Raw genomic sequence first — 21,116 nt, 5'->3', positions numbered from 1 at the left:
GGTTATGTGAGTAAGAATGAAAACAAAAATTATGATGAATTTATTGAAGAGCTGGAAGAACTAAAAACCATAGAGGATTATGATAAAAGATTAGAGGATATGGAAGCTTACGTTAAAGAATTAAAGAAAATAAAAAAAAGAAAAAAGAAGATGATGGAGCTTGAAATGGAGAAAGAAGAAATACTGAAGAAGATAAATAAAGTAGAAAAAAATAAACGTAAGTAGAGGTGTTAAAATGAATAGATTTTTTTATGATAGCTTTCAGCAATATTTATGTACTAAGGGTGTTAAAAAAGTAAATTTTATGCTGAAAAGCAATGAGACCTTAAGTAGACGCATATTAGAGGAAAAAGTAATAAACCAAATTAACATTATAAATGAAGTCCATAAGTTATCTTGTGGCTTTAATGGATATTTAAGAAAAAGAATAAATAATCACACTTGTAAGCTTATTGAAGATGATAAAATTCAGCTTAAAAAATTTAGACGTAGCCTAGAAAAAATTAAAGATAATGGACCAATAGATAGAGTAGAAGAGATAGTTTTAGAAAGAGGAGACAGAGTTTTAGCTAGAGGTGAAAAGGTTATTGATACCATAATGAATAATGGCTATATGGAGTTAGTTGCAAGAAGTATGGATAATGTAGAGATATGTTTGACTAATGTAGATTTTGATAATCTAGGGAAAAGTGAAACCATAGAAATTGTAAATTTCGATGACATAGCATATAACATGGTAGAGATGGATTGCTATTATTTTTTAGTAAAGCTTAAGAGAAAGGGATTTAAGGTGGATTTTAATAAGTGTATAGATGAATTTTGTAAGTTAGAAGGATTGGGTGAAAGTAGTAAAGTATTCATTAGAGCACTGTTATCTTATCCCTATGAATTTATTAAGATATATGAGAAATATAAGAAGAATAAAAAAAGTTGGAATGAAGAGGAGTATATAAGAAGGTTATTAAATGGTATTAAAGAGGATGAAATGTCTTTAATATAAGGAGGTGACTGAAATATTATGGAAAATAGATTTTCTTATAAGGAATGGCTTAGTAAATACAACTTAGATATAAAACTTTTTAATAGTTATGATTTTTTAGTAACGGATGTAATTCCATTAAGAAAGGTATTTATTCTGGTAACAGATAAGGGAAATAAAATATTAAAAAAAATAGATTATGCCAAGGAAGATTTATATTTTATAGTATACGGTATAGATTATCTAGCAAACAATGGATTTGATAGAATCATAAATTTTTATCGAAATAATATGGGACATATCACCACAGTGTGGAAGGACAGTACCTATGTAGTTATGGATTTGATAGAAGGCAGAGAGTGTGAATACAATAATCCTTTAGATATTAATATAGCAGTTAGGAGTCTAGCAGAGATGCATGAAGCATCAAGAGACATAGGATTTTCTAAGGATTGTAGCAGATTTAAGGGTTTTAAACTTATAAATAGTTATAAGGAAAAGCTTCAGGATTTAGAAAATATGAAGACTATGGCTCTAAGTTATAAGAATAAAAATGAGTTTCATGAAATATTTCTTACTCACGTAGATTATTTCCTTGAAAGAATGAAAAAGAGTATAGAAGTATTAGAAAAGTCACCTTACATGGAGCTATGTAAGGAGAAAAATAATTTTATTCTTTGTCATCATGATTTAGCTTATCACAATATCTTAATAAAGGATAATAAAGGATATTTTATAGATTTTGATTATTCCATAATAGATTTAAGAGTTCATGATATATGTAATTTTATAAATAAGACCACAAAGAATAGTTGCTATGACTTCAATGTGTTAAAACAAATTATAAAAAAATATAATTCCATATCACCTATATCAAAGGAAGAGTACGAAGTGCTTTATGGAATGTTATTATTCCCAGAAGGATTTTACTCTATATCTAGAGATTATTTTTATAGAAAAAAACTTTGGAAATTTAATAGTTACCTGTATAAAATACAAAAAAAAGTGCAAGATATAGAGGAAAGACAAGATATGGTAGAAACATTCAAAAAAATTTATATGTTGGCTACACCCTAGCCCCCCCTATGATGTAGCATAAAAGGAAGATACTCTATGTATCTTCCTTTTTATCTGATGAAGTTATTTTTTTATAGCTATCTAGAGTTTGTATTGCGGTTCTCTCCCAGGATAGAGAGTTTACTTTCATAAAACCCTTATTAATTAAATCATTTCTCAATACATTATCTAGTAGTGCCTTTGAAATACTTTCTCCCAGTTCCTCTATAGAATAGGGAGAGCATAGTAGTGCACTATCACCTAAGATTTCAGGTATAGAAGTTACATTGGATGCGACTACAGGAATACCACATGCCATAGCCTCTATAGGAGGAAGCCCAAAGCCTTCATAAAATGAAGGATAAACTAGAAGGGCTGCATTATTGTATAGATAAGGCATATGTTCCATTGCTATAAAACCAGGAAATATGACTTTGTCAGTAATTTTTAACTTTTCACAAAGATTCTTATAAATACTATAGGATTTACCTTTAGTTCCTGCTATGACTAATTTCATTTCATTAGGTAGTTTACCATGAATTTTACTAAAAGCTTCTATAAGGCCAGAAATATTCTTTCGAGGGCTGAAACCACCTGTATACAAAATATAATTTTTAGGTAAAGAATAGTATTTTTTTATTATAGTACTGCATAGAATTTTATCAAGGGGTTTATAGATATCTTCACTAGCTAAATAGGTAACATATATTTTTTCTTTTGGGAAATTAAAATCCTTTGATATATCTTCCTTAGAAAAATTAGAAACAGTAATTATACCATCACATCTATTTACTATATCCTCCATGGAACTGTTGAAAAGGCTAAGATATTTATCACCAACTGTGTCTGGCATATGTGCTGGAATTGTATCATGGAGAGTGATAACAAAAGGAAGATTATGATTCAAAGGTAAGCCGATACCGTTTTGAGGTACATGATATATGTTTAAATCTTCATTGTTTAAATTTATAGGAAGACTTACACTTTCCCAAAAATTATTAGTATTTATATTAGGAGTAGAGCAAATTTTAAAATTAGAGTTAAAGTTTATGGGCGTAGAATTACAATCACTAAAGAGGGTGTACTTATTTATGGTATCAATTTTATTAATAGCGTTTATGAGCTGATAGGAATAAGTTCCTATACCTGTACCCCTGTACCATTTGGCAGCTCTAATGTCTATACCAATATTCATATAAATGCTCCTTTACAATAGGTATTATAATCCATACTATTCACTTAAACTCAAATATGTTATGGCTATTCTAAATTATGCTGGTGATACATATAAATTATAGAGGGGGTGCGAAATTATGATGAGAGAGTTTGAAATTGAACGTCAATTTGATATTAAAATTGAAAATATTAAACCTAATAAGGGTGTATATCAATTAAAAACTAATAAAGGTGTCAGGTGCTTAAAGAAAATAAGCTATGGTACTCAAAAATTATTCTTTGTATATGGAGCTAAAGAACATCTATACAATAATGGGTTTAAGAACATAGATAGATATTATCTTAATACAGAGGAAAAACCATATGCTTTAGTAAACGAAGATATTTATACTTTATCTCAATGGATAGATGGAAGAGAATGTGATTTCCATAGTGATGATGATTTAATATTGGCATCTAGAGCTTTAGCTAATTTTCATTTAGCGTCAAAGGGATATGAACCATCTGAAAACAGTAAATTAAAATCTGACTTAGGAAGATGGCCTCATTTAATGGAAAAAAGGATAAAATCCTTTGATAAGATGAAAGAAATGGTTAGAAAGAAAAGGAATCATAAGACAGACTTTGATTTAAATTATATAAAATCAATGGACTATTATAAAGTTTTAGGTCAAAAGGCCCTAGAGGTTCTAAATCAATCTAATTATTATAATATTTGTAGGATATCGGAGGAAGAAAAAAGCTTTTGCCATCATGACTTTACTTATCACAATATAATAGTAGACGAAAAAAATGAAGTAAGTATAATAGATTTCGATTACTGTAAAAGAGAGGTCAGGGCTTTTGATTTATCTAATTTTATGATTAAAGTTTTAAAGAGGCGAGAATGGGATTTTGAAATAGCAAAGCTTATAATTGATAATTATAATGAAATATCTCCAATAGAGGATGATGAATATATGGTGCTATATGCATTCTTGATGTTCCCTCAAAGATATTGGAGAATATGTAATAGGTATTATTATAATGAAGTAAATTGGGTACAAAACACTTTTAATAAGAAAATGGAGGAGCTTATACAAGAAAGAGAAAAATTTGAAAGTTTTATGAGACAATTTAAAGAATTCTATAATATTTAAGGAGATTATCCTTGAGAAGATAAAAAAGTTGTGGAATATGTGATATACCACAACTTTTTATTTTTAATTTAAATCCTTATTAAAAGGCATCCTTAATTAGTTCTGCAATTTCAGAAACTAGAGGTAGTCTAGGGTTTGAGGTAGTACATTGATCTTCAAAAGCTTCATCAGCTAATGAATATAGTACAGAATCTAGATGCTCCTTAGTAACACCGCATTGACTAAGGGTAGTTGGAACATTTAGCTCTAGCATTAGGTTTCTAATAGCTTCCACCAAATTATTTACAGCTTCTTCACAGGTAGAGTGAGCTAAACCTAAAAACTTTGCTATTTCCATGAACTTTTCAGGAGCTTTATAATATTCATATTTAGGGAAGGCTACTAGCTTACTTGGATTACTTCCATTATATTTTATAACATGTGGAAGCATGATAGCATTTGCTCTTCCGTGAGGTATATGGAATTCTGAACCTAATTTATGAGCTATACTATGATTAACTCCTAAAAATGCATTGGTAAATGCCATACCCGCAATACAAGAAGCATTATGCATCTTTTCTCTAGCAAGAGCATTACTTCCATCTTTATATGCAATAGGTAGATATTTAAAAACAATCTCTATAGCTTTAAGAGCTAAGGCATCAGTGTAATCAGAAGCCATGACAGATACATAAGCTTCTATAGCATGAGTTAAAACATCTAACCCAGTATCAGCTGTAACTGATGGTGGTACAGTCATAACTAACTCCGGATCTATTATAGCAATATCAGGGGTTAGCTCATAATCTGCTAATGGATATTTTATATTATTTTCTTTATCAGTTATAACAGCAAAGGCTGTAACCTCAGACCCAGTTCCAGAGGTTGTAGGAATAGCAACCAATCTAGACTTTTTACCTAGAGAAGGAAACTTAAAAGCTCTTTTTCTTATATCCATAAATCTAAGTTTAAGACCATTAAAATCTATATCAGGATTTTCGTAGAAAAGCCACATACCTTTAGCAGCATCCATTGCTGACCCTCCACCAAGAGCTATTATAACATCAGGCTCAAAGCTATTCATTTGAGCAGTTCCTCTCATAACAGTTTCTGTAGATGGATCTGGCTCTACGTCTAAAAATACATTTACATCAAAGTTAGCTTTTTTAAGATGTCCCATTACTTTAGATACATATCCAAGTCTATCCATGAATTTATCTGCTACGATGAAGGCTCTTTTACCTTTAAGTTTTTCAAGGTATGAAAGGGAACCAGGCTCAAAGAAAATTCTTTCAGGAACTCTAAACCATTGCATATTAACTCTCCTTTTAGCTACACGTTTAATATTTATTAAGTTGTTTGCACTGACATTTTGAGTTGTTGAATTTCTACCCATGGTTCCGCAACCCAAAGTTAATGAAGGAATATTTACATTATAAATATCTCCTATAGCACCTTGAGAAGAAGGAGAGTTTATTATTATCCTACCAACCTTAACTCTTCTAGAGAATTCTTCAATAACCTGGTCATTGGTAGAATGAAGAACAGCAGAGTGACCTAGACCACCAAAAGCAATCATATCTTCAGAGGCTTTTATTCCATCTTCAGTACTATCAACTATAAACATTGAAAGGATAGGACTAAGCTTTTCTCTTGAAAGAGGATAATCTGCACCGATTCCACCAGGTTCACATACTAGAACCTTTGTGTCATTTGGAACTTTAATATCAGCCATTTCTGCGATTTTTGTAGCTCCTTGACCTACTATGTTTGGATTCATAGATTGCCTTTTTTCATCTATAGCAACCTTTTGAAGTTTTAACATTTCTTCTTTATTAAGAAAGTAACAGTTACGTTCTTTTAAGAGAGAAATTACTTCATCACTAATTTCTCTATCTATAATAACTGCCTGTTCTGAGGCACAAATGGTACCATTATCAAAGGATTTTGATAGTACTAAGTCATTAACAGATCTTTTAATATTGGCTGTTTTTTCTATATAGCAAGGAACATTTCCTGCACCAACACCAAGAGCTGGTTTTCCAGTAGAGTAAGCTGATTTAACCATACCAGGACCACCAGTAGCAAGAATAATATCTACTCCAGGATGAAGCATAAGTTTTTGTGAACCTTCAATGGAAGGACTACTAATCCATTGAATACAATTCTTAGGAGCACCTGCTTCAATAGCTGCATCCAAAAGCAACTTAGCAGTAGCTATACTACATTTTTGAGCTCTAGGATGAAAGCTAAATATTATAGGATTTTTAGTTTTTATAGCTATTAAGGATTTAAATATTGTAGTGGAAGTAGGATTTGTAGTTGGAGTAACTCCTGCTACTACGCCTATAGGTTCTGCAACTTCCATATAATCTTCTTCTTCATTTACAATACCCACAGTTTTTAAATCTTTTATACTGTTGTATACATACTCAGAGGCAAATATATTTTTAGTTATTTTATCTTCATATACACCCATTTCCGTCTCATCTATAGCCATTTTAGCTAGTTCACGGTGTTTACTTAGGGCAGAGATTGTCATTTTTTTAACTATATTATCTATGGAATTTTGATCAAAGGTTAAAAATTCCTCGTAGGCATCACGAGCGTTTTTAACAAGGTTGTTAATTTCAGAATCTACAGATGATATGGCTTTTTCAGCTGAATTGCTAGAGCTTGAAATGGAATCATTCTTAGACTCCTTAACAGATTTTACATCAACTTTTTCAGTAGACATTTAGTATATACCCCCTAAACTTTGTTATTTATTTAACTAATTATATTATAACCCATGAAAATAATATTTCAACATATTTAGTTAAATTTTTATCAATCTTTTACTATATTTTTATATTTGTTTAATGAGTTCCATGGTTTTAATATCTCACAATTATTAAGTAAAGTTCATATGATATAAAGAGGAAATCATGAGGAGAGATATAGGTGAATATAGGTGATAGAGTAGTAAGAAAATCTTATAATAAAGATATAGTATTTAAAATAATAGATATAGAAATTGATGATGAGGGTGTTAAAAAATATTTATTAAAGGGGTTAAATATAAGAATTGAAGCAGATAGCATAGAAGATGATTTAGAGGTTATTGACAGTGAGGGAGTTGGGGAGAAAGATAAAGTATTTAATAAAAAAGTAAATACTGCTCTAAAGAAAGTTTTGCTATCAAGGTCATATACAAGAGGGAGTTCCGCTGCATTAAGAGTTATAGACACTGAGATAAACAGAAAAGAAAAGAAAGGTACATCTTTTAAAAATAGTGAATTATTCTTTGGAAGACCAGGTAAAATTCTTCATATTGATGGTGATCCTCAATACCTAGATATTTGTTTAAAAACATATAAGCAATTATCCATTGAGGCTGTAGGTAAAGTCATAGCAGAAAAGGATCAGCCCTCCCAGATACTAGATTTAGTAAAGGAAATAAACCCAGATATAGTTGTAATTACGGGCCATGATGGAATGAGCAAGAATATATCAGATTATATGGATCTTGGAAACTATAGAAACTCAAAATACTTTGTAGAATGTGTTTCTTTATTAAGAAGTTATAATTCTAATTATGATGATTTGGTTATTTTTGCAGGTGCCTGTCAATCAAACTACGAAGCATTGCTTGATGCAGGTGCTAACTTTGCATCTTCTCCCAGCAGGGTCCTCATCCATTGTTTAGATCCAGTATTAATTTGTGAGAAGGTAGCTTACACTAATATCGAAGATATAGTAAATATTGAAGATGTAATTAAAAATACAATCACAGGGATTAAAGGGGTAGGAGGATTACAAACAAGAGGTAAATACAGAGAAGGATATCCTAAATCTCAGTATGTAAAGTGAAATGAGAAAATGAGTTGTGATTTATACAATTTTAACTATAATATGCATAGGGGGAAAACTCTCAAACCCGCATGAATAGAACAAATAGTTAACTAGTTATATAGTTATATAGGCAAATAGTTATGAAGTTAAATAGGTATATAGGTATAAAGTTAAATAGGTATATAGGTATAAAGTTATATAGGTTTATATATACCTATTTTCATATATAAATATTTATATATGAAAATACATTTAAGAAAATGCTGATAAAAACAGGACAAATTTATAAAATATAAAATACTTAATTATAAGGGTAAGAAAATTACCCGTGATTAGGTGTTTTTTAAAATACAAGCGAGATAAGTGTGAATACAATTGAGTCTATAGGTGATTTTATACTAAAACCTTTTATAAGCTACCATACATTTTCATCTAAAAATATAGATTTATATAGTTATATGTGAATATTCTAAAAAATTCTACACATAATAATGTCAAGTTGGTTTCTGGCCATTATAGCTGAATAAATGACATAGCGTTAAAAAAACAAAATAATACATAAAAATTTAACGAATATTTAACATTGACAAGTATTATTAAAATGTTGTAAAATATTTAGTTTGCTTGACATAAGGAAAGGTAACTGTTATAATAAAGTTGGAAGCCTTTATGGAAATATTAGAAAGAGGGTGTCTACTGTGAAGATGGGAAATGTATTGACTACGATAAAAAAAGATATCGAAAGTCATGTTGGCGAAAAAGTGACATTGAAGGCAAATGGAGGAAGACGTAAAGTAGTAGTAAATGATGGTGTTTTGGAAAAAACATATGACAGTATATTTACAATTAGACTTGATAATAATGTGCAACGTACTGTTAGTTATAGCTATAGTGATGTACTAACAAAAACTGTTCAGCTAGTGTTTGCAGGGTAAAATGAAGAGGTGTTCTTTTAAGAATGCCTCTTTTATTTTGCGTATAAACAGAGTTCTTAGCTTCTTCGAAGCTCTAGAAATCGTTATCCAGGGACATAGCAGCTCTTTACTCCCGCTTTAAAAAAGATGGGAGTATTAGAGCTGGTAGTCATCGGATAAATAATTATTCTTTTAAGAAAATTTAATATAAGTAGTTATATTTCATAACATTCTCATATATACATTATTAGTAGGTATTTTAGGAGGGAAAGTTATGGATTTGGATTTGATAAAAGACTATATAGAATATGAGCAATCAATAGCTGAAAATGACACAAAGATGTTCATAAAGGAAGAATACGTTATACCTGATACGCTACCAGATGTGGATAATATACTAATGTTAGATGTAAAGCCTATGATAACAAATAAAGAGGTTGGAACTGATAAGGTAAATTTAGAGGGTCAACTTCAGTATACTATCCTTTATATGGCTAAAGATGGGGGAGCTACTGAAGCTCATTCAGTAGTATATAATGGTAACATTTTTGAGTCTATTGACATGATTGGTGCCCAATCAAATATGTATTGCGATATAGAGCTAAACATTGAACATATGGATTGTGTTATTATTAATGAAAGAAAGATAGCTATTCAAGGGTTTATTATATGTAAGTGCAATGGATATAATATAAATTCCTTTGAGATAGTTAAAGATGTACATGAAGGAAAGGATATTCAGTTTTTAAAGAACCCTATGACTGTAGATAAGGTTATGGAACCTATAGAAACTGAATTAGTTGGAAAAGCAGAAGTTAAAATTGACATGGATAAAAATGAGTGTCTAAAGGTTATAAAATATGACGTTACTATTGGTAAGAAGGATGTAAGAATATATGATGGTGGACTCAAGATAGAGGCTATGGCCAATGTAGCTATATTATATAAAGGCAAGAATGGAAGAGATTTGTTCTGCGTTTCAGAAAGTGTACCTTTATATAAAGAAGTTACCGTTGATGAGTTAAAACCAAATATGGAATACTTCACTGAATTTGAAGTTCAATCCTTTGAATATGATGTTAGACAAGACGATATGGGTGAAAACAGAGTAATTGATGTAGAATTTGTAGTTAAAGCTATTACTCATGTAATGTATAAAGAAGAAGTAGAAGTTATACAAGATGTATATTGCCCTACAAAACTATTAAACATGGATATTAAAGAAAATAATATTAATGTGATACAAGGTCATGGATATACTGAAAGTTTGGTTAAAGGAGATATTGACGTAAAAAGTGATGATTTAAAACCAATTAAAGTTATAATGACTACAGGAAATGTATCTATTACTGATAAAAATATTAAAAATGATAAGATAGAAATTGAAGGATTATTAAAGGTTGATGTTTTATATTCAACTGAGGATGAAGAACAGTATTTAGTTACTGTAGAGGATGAGATTCCTTTTAGTTGCAAGGTTGATATAGCTGGAACAAATCCAAATATGCAAGCAAATGCTAATATATCTCTAGAGATGATAGAGGGAAGTTTAGAAGCTGGAAATGTATCTATTAGAGCCATTGTTAAAGTTCATTGTAAGGTATATTACAATATTAAAAATAAATTTGTTGTTAACATGGCAATTAATGATGGTGAAGTCCCAGAGAAAAAAGCAAGTATAATAATATATGTAGTTCAACCAGAGGATACTCTTTGGAGCATAGCTAAGAAATACTTGACTACAGTTGATGAAATTATGAATATTAATGAATTAGCTGAAGGGGAAGAAGTTAAGCCATCTCAGAAATTAATTATACCAGGAAGAGCTACAGTTTAAAGATTTTAAATTAGATATATTTAATATTTATTAAGTAGAAATGCCATGAAGTGTAGCATTAGCTCTATACTTCATGGCATTTTATTTTGCTAAGCTAAGTATCACACTTATAAACAGAGTTCTTGACGTAAAGGGTAAAAAGGATTATTCTCATTTGTAGTGAGGTGTATGAATAGATGAAGGTAAAAGCTTATGGTAAAGTAAATATAGTTCTTGATATTATTGGAAAAAGAGAAGACGGATATCATCTTTTAAGGATGATTATGCAAACTGTTAATATATATGATGAATTAACTTTTAATAAAGGAGCAGAAGGAATACATATTACAAGTAATAAGGAGTTTGTCCCTACAGATAATAAAAATCTTGTGTATAAGGCAATAGAGTTATTTTGTGATACCTATGGTATAAAAAGAGAGATAGAAGTTCATATTGAAAAGAATATTCCTGTAGAAGCTGGCATGGCAGGAGGCAGTACTGATGCAGCAGCAGCTTTAAGAGCTATGAGGGATATATATAGGCCAAATGTTAGTAATGAAGAGCTTAGATTACTTGGAGTTAAACTAGGAGCAGATGTACCATATTGTATAGAAGGGGGAACGGCTCTTTGTGAAGGGATTGGAGAAGTTATAACTCCCCTTAAGGATTTTAAAGATAAACTAATGGTAGTTGTTAAGCCTAATTTTGGGGTATCTACAGTGGATGCTTATAAGGGATTTAAGCTTAATGAGGTAAAGGTTCATCCAGATGTGGAAGGTGTCATAAAAGCTATGGCTAGGGATGATGTTAAATATGTAGCTGATAATATGATGAATTTACTAGAGCTTGTAACAATAAAGGATCATAAGGAAATTGAGGATATAAAAGACTTTATGTGCAAAGAAGGCGCACTAGGAGCAATGATGAGTGGAAGTGGACCTACTGTTTTTGGTTTTTTTAATGACGTTAATAAAGCAAATCAGTGTGCGGATAGGTTACGGGATAAGTATAAAGAGGTTTTTGTTACAAGAACCATCTAGAAATTCTTTAGTAAAATAATAACCCTAATATAATTAGGGATAAGAGTGTGATTCAAGTAGAATTGCACTCTTATTTTTTTCGTTAAATTAGATTTTAAGAAGGTTAAAGGTTTATGCTAAGAATTCTATTAGTAAGCTTCAGAGGGAGTAAAAACTCTCTCTAAAGCAAAGAATTCTGTTTATGAATATAAACTTTATATTAAGGTAAAACTAGGTTTGCAGGAAATTGTTAAGGCTCTAGATAGATGATAAATTAAAATATAAATTTGAAGGATGATAATTTATGATGAGACTTTTTATTGAAAGATTTGATATATACCTAGTAATACTAATATTAGTATCTGGGTATATGATGGTAGGTAGCGATGTAAGGTATTTTTCAAGAGAGGATAAGCATAAAGCTAAAAAACAAAGCTTAGTAATTGGGATAGCTATGATGTTAGTTGTGATTGGAATGTTTATTGTGAGAGGAATATTTATCTAAAAGAATAGATACAGAAAAAATTAGTTTTTTAATTTTGTGGCACTGAAGGGAAGGAGATATCTATATGAAGGATCAAATTCGTGAACATATTTCTAATAGCACAAGAGAGAACATGGATTATCTTAAGAAATTATTTAAAGATACATCCGACATGGTATTTAGAGAATTTAAGTTTGGTGATATTCTTTGTGGAGTCATATATATAGATGGTATGGCAGATAAGGAATTATTAAATGATTTTTTACTTGAACCTATGATGAAGATGAGTGGAGATGTAACTGATTCTAATGAAATAAAAGATAGGATTATAGCTATATCTGATATGAGGGAAGTTAATAAGTTAAGTGATGGAATTACTGCAATATTATCAGGTGAAAGTTTAGTTTTAATTGATAATCTACAAGGAGCATTAGTGGTAGCTAATAGAGCTTGGCCTAATCGTGGAGTTGGTGAACCCTCAGGAGAAACTGTAATACGTGGATCTAGAGAAGGTTTTACAGAAACTATTAGGTTTAATACAGCACTTCTTAGAAGAAGAATTAGGGATGTAGGCCTTAAAATTGAGGGAAGACAATGTGGTGTTAGATCTAAAACCGATATGGCTATAGTATACATAGATGACATAGTAAATACTGATGTATTAGAAGAATTGAAGGAAAGATTAGATAGAATTGATATTGATGCAATTTTAGATAGTGGTTATGTTGAGCAATTTATTGAAGATAATGATAGAACTCCATTTCCTCAAGTACAAAGTACTGAAAGACCAGATGTGGTAGCTGCTGCTTTATATGAAGGAAGAATAGGAATAATTGTAGATGGTTCACCTTTTGCATTAATTGTTCCAGCGGTGTTAGTGGATTTCTTTCAATCACCAGATGATTACTATACAAGTTGGATAAGTGGAAGTATGGTAAGGTTCATTAGAATTGTAGGAATACTGGTATCTTTAGTTTTACCTGCTTTGTATGTAGCTGTAACCACATTTCACACAGACTTAATTCCTACAAAACTAGCATATGCTATAGCTTCATCTAGAGAGGGAGTACCCTTTGCTGCCTATGTAGAGGTATTGCTAATGGAAGCTAGTTTAGCCTTTCTAGTTGAAGCTATTATAAAATTACCGAAACCGGTTGGTTCTACTATTGGTATAGTTGGAGGACTTATAATAGGTCAATCAGCTGTAGAGGCAGGACTCGTTAGTCCTATAATGGTTATAGTTTTAGGACTTACAGCAATAACAACATTTTTAATACCTAACTATACAGTAACTTCAGCCTTTACTTATTTTAGAATAATGATTATTATTCTAGCAGCAGTTTTTGGTTTGTATGGAATAATGCTAGGTATTATATTTTTAATAATTCATTTAACGAGAATAAAAAGTTTTGGAATACCTTACCTTGCTCCAGCAGTAGATTTAATTTGGAGTGATTTAAAAGACCTATATGTAAGAATGCCACTTAAAGTCTTTAAAGATAGGCCACATTTCTTAAAACCACGAGATGAAGTAAGACAGAAAACTAAAAGACAAGGTGGTACTAAATAAGGTGTTACCATAGCTGGGAGGTTGAAATATGAAAAATAAAGGATTTATTGAAGAATTTGCACTCTTTGCTAGCTTATCAGTATCCATGATAGGGGTAGGTGTTTTTTATGCTCCCGCTATTGTAGCTAAATATGTAGGAGCGGATAGCTGGATATCTGCAATAATAGCAGGAATTGCAATTTGTTTAATTCTTTTTTGTATATATGAAATAGTTAAAATAAATAAATATAAGGATATTACACCAATATTAAAAGATACCTATGGAGGGGTTTTAGGAACAATTATATCTTTAATATATTCATTGGTGATAATAATTGTATTAGCATTTTCTCTTAGGGTATTTTCTGAGGTTATAACCATGTATCTTTTAGTTAATACACCTACTGAAGTAATAATAATAACATTTATATTTATAGGGATGTATTTAAGTCGTGGAGGCCTTGCTAATGTGGTACATTTTAATGAAATAGCCTTCTGGGTTATGTTTTTACCTTTAGCAATAATTTTATTGTTAACTTTACCTGAAGCAAATTTTAAAAATCTTTTACCAATAGGTTCTTCACCTATTCAAAACTATTTTATATCTAGTTTTGAAATGCTATTTCTATTTAATGGCTTTTCTATTGCTTTTATTTTGATACCCTATGTAAGAGAAAAAGGAAAGATTGGTCCTATTTTGAGAAGAAGTAGTCTTTTTGTAGGTTTGTTCTATGTAATAATATTTATATTAGTGTCTGCTACTTTATCATCAGTACAAACTGCTGAAAGTATATTCCCAACCATAACAATGCTACAATCTATAAGTTCAAGAAGTGGATTTTTGGAAAAGTGGGATGGTTTAGTTATGTCCTTGTGGGTAATATTCTATTTTACATCCTTTGCTAATATATATTACTTTGCTTCTTCCATATTAAAAGAGAGTCTTAATTTAGATGATATTAGAACGTCATCTATGATATATGTTCCTATAGTATATTTAGCAGCTATGATACCTAAAAGTATTATAGAAGTTAGAAATTTTAAATTTGGCTATTTAAGAATTGGTTTTATTACAACAATTATAGTTGTGATAGGAATAACTCTATTATTAAGCTATATAAAGAAAAGGAGGATGCAAAGTGAAGAATAAGATAATAAAACTTATTCCTATAATGATTATATCTTTACTTCTTACTGGATGTTGGGATAGCGTAGAGATTGATAGAAAAGCCTTTGTATCTACCATAGCAATAGATGTAGGTGAAGATATTAAAGCTAGGAGTGAAATAATAAATTCTAAGGAAAATACATCAGAAGAGAGTATTGAAGAAAATAATACATTAAGAGTTACTTATGGATTTCCAGACATTAGAAATATGGATTCTAAAAAGGGGACTGCTTCAGAACTTTCTATAACTGTAGAAGGGTATTCGATGACGGATACATATTTTAAAGCCCTTGCAAAGAGCAGTAGAACTCTTCACTTTGGACATAGTAAACTATTACTTTTAAGTGAAGACTTATTTAAGTATCCTGAAGTTTTACAAGAAGTAATGGATTATATTGAAAGAGAACCAAGTTTAAATAGAACAATTATGATGACTATAGTTAAAGGAAAGGCCAAGGATTATGTGGAAGTTAAGCCTGTAACTGAAGAAAATATTGATAATTATATCACTAGTCTTATGGGTAACAGTAGTAAAAATGGGACAGTAGCACCTGTAAATTTAACAAAATACATAGACATGGTTAAATCTTACAATTCCAGTGCGTTACCAGTCTTTTCTCTTGAAAATGAAAAAGATATACAGCTTACAGGCATGGCTGTTATAGAAGATTTTACCATAAAGGATTATTTAGATAATAATCAGATGACAGATATTCAAATACTTAGAGGAGATATTGGTTCTTGTAGAAAGGCTATAAATAAAGAAGGGCATAATATAGATTACTATATAAAAAATGTAGATAGAGATTTACATATAGACTATGAAGATAATAAATTAAAGCTTAAGTACACCATTGATACAGAGGGTACCTTAAAGGGGTATTATGCTAAAGCAGAATCTTTAGATAGTGAGGTTATAAAGGAGATTGAACAACAATTTAATGAGTCTATGAAAAAGGACTTCCAAGAGCTTATAGATTTTACTAGAAATAATTTAAAGGTAGATGTATTAGATATTGGAAGTGATATTAGAAGGTTTCATAAAGGAATTTGGAATGAAGTAAAAGACAACTGGCCACAGGCTCTTGAAAATGCAGAAATATCTATTGAAGTGAACAATGATATAAGAAATATAGGGTTATCAAATTAAATATTAAAAGTATGATGTTCTAAAATATTAATAAAAATATTATTAAAAGTGAATATAACTTGTCCATGTGGTAACAATTAAGATATGATTTTAAGTTTTAGGAGGAAGAAACGATGAAAAAAATTATATCTATAGTTGTTACCATATTTTTTATAGTTATACTTTTAGTTAAGGTACAGGGAGTTGAAGCAGCTAATTTTATTTCTGAAAATAAGATGTCTGATAATGTTTCAATAGAAGATATATCAGGAAAGTTAATTAGGTTTCACGTTATTGCTAATAGTGATAGTGAAAAAGATCAAAATCTAAAGCTTAAAGTTAGAGATAAAGTTTTAGAATATGTACAACCACTTTTAAAAGACAGTAAGAATATAGAAGAATCAAGAGAGATTTTAAATAGGGAAAACGAAAAAGTTCTTGAGATAGCTAGAGAAGTTATAAAAGAAAATGGTTATGACTATTCTGTAGAATCTACCCTAGATAAAGAGAATTTTCCTGTTAAAACCTATGGTAATATTACTTTGCCTCAAGGAGAATATGAAGCATATAGAATAATAATTGGAACTGGTGAAGGCCAAAATTGGTGGTGTGTTATGTTTCCTCCTATATGTTTTGTAGATATAACAAAAGGTGAAGTTGCCTATGAAGAGACTGAAGAGGAAATGAAAAAAGTTTTAGATGATGAAGAATTCAATATGGTGGATAACACTAATTCAGAAAATGTTAGTAGTGAAAAAATAGAAGAGATTAAAGAAGTTAGTGATGCTTTAGCGGATAATACGGAAGATGATAATATAGTAATAAAATTTAAAATAGAAGATATATTGAAAAATCTGTTTAAATAATATTGAATATGGTAGTGAACATATATAAAATATAAGGAGTATAATTTATTTATGTTCACTATTTATTTTCATAGTGAATAGATTGTACCAAGGATAAAATTATTGTTAGGAGTGATAAATATGAAGAAGGTAGCAATACTGTTTGGAGGACAATCAACAGAACATGAGGTGTCTAGGGTATCGGCAACATCTGTTCTAAATCATATAGATAAAGAAAAATATAGTATATTTCCAGTAGGTATAACTAAAGAGGGAAAATGGTTTCTTTATAAAGGTGATATAGAGAATATAGGAAATGGAAAATGGGAAGAAGACTATAAAAATCAAGTTGGAGATGGAATTAAATTATTACTAAATAAAGAGGTAGATGTAGTTTTTCCTGTACTTCATGGTATGTATGGTGAGGATGGTACTATTCAAGGTCTATGTAAACTGATGAAATTACCATGTGTAGGTCCTTCAGTTATGAGTTCATCTGTATGTATGGATAAGGTTTATACGAAATATCTTTTAGAACATGAAGGTATAAAACAAGCAGACTATGTAGTGGTAAATGCCTTTGATTATGGAAATGATAGTGAGAAATTTATAAATAAAATTGAACATAACCTAGGATATCCTTGTTTTGTAAAACCAGCTAACAGTGGTTCTTCTGTAGGAATAACTAAAGCTCATGATAGAAAAAGTCTTGAAAATGGATTAATAGAAGCTTTAAAACATGATAGAAAGATTCTTGTAGAGGAAGGATTAAATGCTAGGGAAATAGAAGTTTCTGTACTTGGAAATGATGACCCTAAAGCTTCAGTTCCAGGAGAGATAATTCCAGCTAAGGAATTTTATGATTATGAAGCTAAGTATTCTAATGCGGAATCTAAACTTTTAATTCCAGCTAATTTAAATGATGAAGAAATGGCTACTATAAGAAATTTATCCCTTAAAATTTATAAAAAGTTAGATTGTGCAGGCATGGCTAGAGTGGACTTTTTAGTAGATAAGGAAAGTGGAGAAATATATTTAAATGAAGTAAACACTATACCAGGCTTCACAAGTATAAGCATGTATCCTAAGATGTGGGAAGCTACAGGGTTATCCTATAGTAATCTTATAGATAGATTAATTGAATTGGCAGTTGAAAGAGGTTAGTAAGTAAAATTTACTAACCATTACTTTCAAGTTGCTAGTAATAAAAGAAAATAGTAATATTATTATATGTGTTATTTTTAATATTTCTATAAGTTAATATGATATAAAGAGATTAATATACTATAGATTAGAGTAAAAGATACAAGATAAAGAAACTAAGAGAGTTAGGTGAAGAAAAAAATGACAAGAGCATTAGCTATGGTTTCAGGCGGTTTAGATAGTATTCTTGCAGCAAAGTTAATTAAAGATCAAGGAATTGAGGTTATTGGAATATGCTTTAAATCTTATTTTTTTAACGAAGAAAATGCAAGAAGAATGGTAAAACAGATAGATATTCCTTTAGAAGTAGTAGATTTTAAGGAAGAACATTTTAAGATGGTTAAAAATCCTAAAAACGGATATGGAAAAAATATGAATCCTTGTATTGATTGTCATGCTATGATGATGAAGTACTGTGGACAACTCTTAGAAAAATTAAATGCAGATTTTATTATAACTGGAGAGGTTTTAAATCAAAGACCTATGTCTCAAAATAGAAGTGCATTAGATAAAGTTAAAAATGAAAGTGGAATAGGAAGTAAAATTCTTCGTCCTCTTTGTGCTAAAAATCTTAAACCTACAGAGATGGAAGAGAATGGCCTTGTAGATAGGGAAAGACTTTTAAATATTCAAGGTAGAGGAAGAAAGATTCAAATGGAGCTTGCTGATAAGTGGGGTATAAAGGAATATCCATCACCAGCAGGAGGATGCAAATTAACAGAGCCAAATTATTCTGTTAGGTTAAAAGAACTTTTATCTCATAACCAAAATCCAGAGGAACGAGAGCTTGAATTACTTAGAATAGGTCGTCATTTTAGAGTTACACCTAAGGCTAAAGTTATATCTACAAGAACTCAAGAAGAAGGAGAAATGATAAAAAGTCTTCTTAAGGAAGGTGATACAATACTGTTAGTTCAGGACTTTAATGGTTCTATGATAGTAATTATAGGTGAAGCTACAGAAGAAGTAATATCTATTGCAGCTAAGATTGCTATAAGATATAGTAAAGGTAAAGATGAACCAAAGGCCACTGTTAGATATTCAGAGTTTGGAAGTAAGGATCACAGGACTGTAGAAGAGATTTGTGCAACTGATGAGGAAATAAATTCTTATCTTATATAGAAAAGTTTTTAGAAGAGTAAATAAAATAGCCTTAGAGTTTGAATATATTTTAAATAAGATTCTTAGGAAGAATAGAGGTAAATATTATGGATAAGGATGCTATAATTAGAGTAAGTAGTATACAGAATAATGATGAGGATGAATGTATTGAAATTGTTAGTCCAGGATCATTTTTTAAAGAAGATGATGAGTATGTTGCTACATATGAAGAAACAGAACTTTCGGGGTTAGGGGATACATTAACTACTTTTAGAATAGGTGAAAATTATTTTAATCTTATAAGAGAAGGGGACGTAAATACTAATATGGAGTTTAAAAATGGGAGTAGTTCGTCTATTCTTTATAATACTCCTCATGGTGGATTATCTATTAAAATTAAAACTAATGATGTAAACATAGATATTAATGAAGCTGGTGGAAAAGTAAAAGTTGACTATGATGTAATAATAGCCAAAGACCAAATTATTAATACTAAGCTTGTAGCTACCATAAATGTTAAATAGTACAAAAATGTTTTACTTAGAAGCTATGCAGAATTATATAATGCATAGCTTCTATTATTAAAGGAGTTGTGAATTTTGTATAGCTTTGAAGATATAATTGGGAATAGTAAAGAAATAAGAAATGTTAAAGAATTAGCTATGAAGGTATGTAATTCAAAATCTCCAATTTTCGTTTATGGTGATACTGGCACAGGAAAAGAATTGATAGTACAAGCTATACATAATAGTTCAATAAGAAGAAAAAAACCCTTTATAGCACAGAACTGTGCTGCAATTCCAGACAACTTGTTAGAGAGTATTTTTTTTGGAGTAGGAAAAGGTGGTTTTACTGGAGCTATAGAGTCAGAAGGGTTATTTGATATAGCCAATGGTGGTACTTTGTATTTAGATGAGTTAAATTCTATGGATATAATTTTTCAAGGAAAGTTCTTAAGGGTTCTTCAAGAAGGAGAATTTAGAAGAATCGGTGAGACTAACACTAGAAAAACAGATATAAGAATAATAGCATCAGTAAATGAGAATCCTGATTTTTTAGTTAAGAGCAATAAATTAAGAAAGGATTTATACTATAGACTTAATGTTATAAGAATTAACATGCCTGAATTAAATTCTAGAAAAGAAGACATACCTATACTTGTATCAATGTTTATAGAAAAGCATAATAAAAGGTTAGGTACTAGTGTTAATGGAATAGATAGTTATGCATTAGAAGTTTTAATGAAAAAGGACTATGATGGAAATGTGAGAGAATTAGAACATATAATCGAAGGTGCTTTAAATTATAAAAGGCATGGAATTATTGAAATATCTGATTTGCAATTAGGAAATATTATTGAAAGTTTGTCCCTTAAAGATAAACTTGTGAATATGGAAATTAAATATATAAAGGAAGCTTTAATTATTCATAGTAATAATGTAAGTAAAGCAAGTAAATTTCTTAATATACCAAGGCAAACACTTCAATATAAAATAACTAAGTATAATATAATGGATTTGATAGATAAGGATAAGTAGTTTTAAATTATAATAGATTATTTAAATAGCTTAGTTCTGTATATGTATAGAAATATTTGGTTAAAATGATAAACAGAGTTCTTAGATTTTTCAATTTAAAGTAAAATATTTATTGATATAACAATAAATATTTTAGTTGGTAATAGATTTTTTGAAAATATAGTGTATACTTATATAGTAAAATCTA

The 21,116-nt window shown here is 29.9% G+C and carries 19 protein-coding genes; 17 read left to right on the top strand and 2 right to left on the bottom strand.

Going from position 1 to position 21,116, the window contains the following annotated elements:
* The first annotated feature begins 6 nt into the window (after window positions 1-6).
* The 3 genes from ACTNBA_RS13040 to ACTNBA_RS13030 are packed head-to-tail and all read left to right on the top strand — an operon-like array spanning window position 7 to window position 2,056.
* A complete protein-coding gene (locus ACTNBA_RS13040) occupies window positions 7-225 on the top strand; it encodes a hypothetical protein (protein WP_346846973.1) in 219 nt (72 codons plus the stop codon).
* A gap of 10 nt (window positions 226-235) precedes the next feature.
* A complete protein-coding gene (locus ACTNBA_RS13035) occupies window positions 236-1,000 on the top strand; it encodes a hypothetical protein (RefSeq protein WP_441074605.1) in 765 nt (254 codons plus the stop codon).
* A gap of 18 nt (window positions 1,001-1,018) precedes the next feature.
* Complete coding sequence (locus ACTNBA_RS13030; RefSeq protein WP_441074603.1) at window positions 1,019-2,056, top strand: CotS family spore coat protein; 1,038 nt, start codon at window positions 1,019-1,021, stop codon at window positions 2,054-2,056.
* 34 nt (window positions 2,057-2,090) lie between these two features.
* On the opposite strand, the gene ACTNBA_RS13025 is transcribed toward ACTNBA_RS13030, so the two are convergent.
* A complete protein-coding gene (locus ACTNBA_RS13025; protein WP_441074600.1) occupies window positions 2,091-3,230 on the bottom strand; it encodes a glycosyltransferase family 4 protein in 1,140 nt (379 codons plus the stop codon).
* Between the two features lie 118 nt (window positions 3,231-3,348).
* Between ACTNBA_RS13025 and ACTNBA_RS13020 the strand changes: the two genes are divergently transcribed.
* A complete protein-coding gene (locus ACTNBA_RS13020) occupies window positions 3,349-4,350 on the top strand; it encodes a CotS family spore coat protein (protein ID WP_441074597.1) in 1,002 nt (333 codons plus the stop codon).
* Between the two features lie 79 nt (window positions 4,351-4,429).
* On the opposite strand, the gene adhE is transcribed toward ACTNBA_RS13020, so the two are convergent.
* A complete protein-coding gene (adhE, locus tag ACTNBA_RS13015; protein WP_441074595.1) occupies window positions 4,430-7,066 on the bottom strand; it encodes a bifunctional acetaldehyde-CoA/alcohol dehydrogenase in 2,637 nt (878 codons plus the stop codon).
* A 206-nt stretch (window positions 7,067-7,272) separates the two neighbouring features.
* On the opposite strand from adhE, the gene yabG reads away from it, so the two are divergent.
* From yabG to ACTNBA_RS12950, 13 genes are all read left to right on the top strand, one after another.
* Window positions 7,273-8,181 (top strand): sporulation peptidase YabG, encoded by a 909-nt coding sequence (yabG, locus tag ACTNBA_RS13010; protein ID WP_346846979.1) that lies wholly within the window; start codon window positions 7,273-7,275, stop codon window positions 8,179-8,181.
* Between the two features lie 680 nt (window positions 8,182-8,861).
* Window positions 8,862-9,098 (top strand): Veg family protein, encoded by a 237-nt coding sequence (locus ACTNBA_RS13005; RefSeq protein WP_035134339.1) that lies wholly within the window; start codon window positions 8,862-8,864, stop codon window positions 9,096-9,098.
* Window positions 9,099-9,351: 253 nt separating this feature from the next.
* On the top strand, window positions 9,352-10,914 hold the full coding sequence (locus ACTNBA_RS13000; protein ID WP_150846281.1) for a DUF3794 and LysM peptidoglycan-binding domain-containing protein: 1,563 nt from the start codon (window positions 9,352-9,354) through the stop codon (window positions 10,912-10,914).
* Window positions 10,915-11,090: 176 nt separating this feature from the next.
* Window positions 11,091-11,933 carry a 4-(cytidine 5'-diphospho)-2-C-methyl-D-erythritol kinase gene (gene ispE, locus ACTNBA_RS12995; protein WP_441074592.1) on the top strand — a complete coding sequence of 281 codons (843 nt, stop codon included), beginning with the start codon at window positions 11,091-11,093 and terminating at the stop codon, window positions 11,931-11,933.
* A 283-nt stretch (window positions 11,934-12,216) separates the two neighbouring features.
* On the top strand, window positions 12,217-12,417 hold the full coding sequence (locus ACTNBA_RS12990) for a CLC_0170 family protein (protein ID WP_035134343.1): 201 nt from the start codon (window positions 12,217-12,219) through the stop codon (window positions 12,415-12,417).
* Between the two features lie 64 nt (window positions 12,418-12,481).
* Window positions 12,482-13,966: a spore germination protein gene (locus ACTNBA_RS12985; RefSeq protein ID WP_346869199.1), complete on the top strand. Its 1,485-nt coding sequence runs from the start codon at window positions 12,482-12,484 to the stop codon at window positions 13,964-13,966.
* Window positions 13,967-13,994: 28 nt separating this feature from the next.
* Complete coding sequence (locus tag ACTNBA_RS12980) at window positions 13,995-15,095, top strand: GerAB/ArcD/ProY family transporter (protein WP_441074588.1); 1,101 nt, start codon at window positions 13,995-13,997, stop codon at window positions 15,093-15,095.
* The gene (locus ACTNBA_RS12975; RefSeq protein WP_441074586.1) at window positions 15,085-16,263 is read left to right on the top strand and encodes a Ger(x)C family spore germination protein; all 1,179 of its coding nucleotides are present in this window, start codon (window positions 15,085-15,087) and stop codon (window positions 16,261-16,263) included. The genes ACTNBA_RS12980 and ACTNBA_RS12975 overlap by 11 nt, the downstream gene beginning before the upstream one ends.
* 113 nt (window positions 16,264-16,376) lie before the next feature.
* A complete protein-coding gene (gene spoIIR, locus ACTNBA_RS12970; protein WP_035134350.1) occupies window positions 16,377-17,108 on the top strand; it encodes a stage II sporulation protein R in 732 nt (243 codons plus the stop codon).
* A gap of 120 nt (window positions 17,109-17,228) precedes the next feature.
* On the top strand, window positions 17,229-18,251 hold the full coding sequence (locus tag ACTNBA_RS12965) for a D-alanine--D-alanine ligase family protein (RefSeq protein ID WP_441074584.1): 1,023 nt from the start codon (window positions 17,229-17,231) through the stop codon (window positions 18,249-18,251).
* Window positions 18,252-18,431: 180 nt separating this feature from the next.
* A complete protein-coding gene (locus ACTNBA_RS12960; RefSeq protein ID WP_441074582.1) occupies window positions 18,432-19,412 on the top strand; it encodes a tRNA 4-thiouridine(8) synthase ThiI in 981 nt (326 codons plus the stop codon).
* A gap of 86 nt (window positions 19,413-19,498) precedes the next feature.
* Window positions 19,499-19,915, top strand: coding sequence for a YwiB family protein (locus ACTNBA_RS12955; protein WP_346846991.1), 417 nt, complete (start codon window positions 19,499-19,501; stop codon window positions 19,913-19,915).
* 75 nt (window positions 19,916-19,990) lie between these two features.
* Window positions 19,991-20,929 (top strand): sigma-54 interaction domain-containing protein, encoded by a 939-nt coding sequence (locus ACTNBA_RS12950; RefSeq protein ID WP_441074581.1) that lies wholly within the window; start codon window positions 19,991-19,993, stop codon window positions 20,927-20,929.
* The last annotated feature ends 187 nt before the right edge of the window (window positions 20,930-21,116 follow it).

This window comes from Clostridium sulfidigenes (assembly GCF_052067195.1).
GTDB lineage: Bacteria > Bacillota > Clostridia > Clostridiales > Clostridiaceae > Clostridium_J > Clostridium_J sulfidigenes.
Note: the sequence above shows the minus strand (reverse complement) of the source record. Positions and strands in the feature narration are given on the sequence as shown.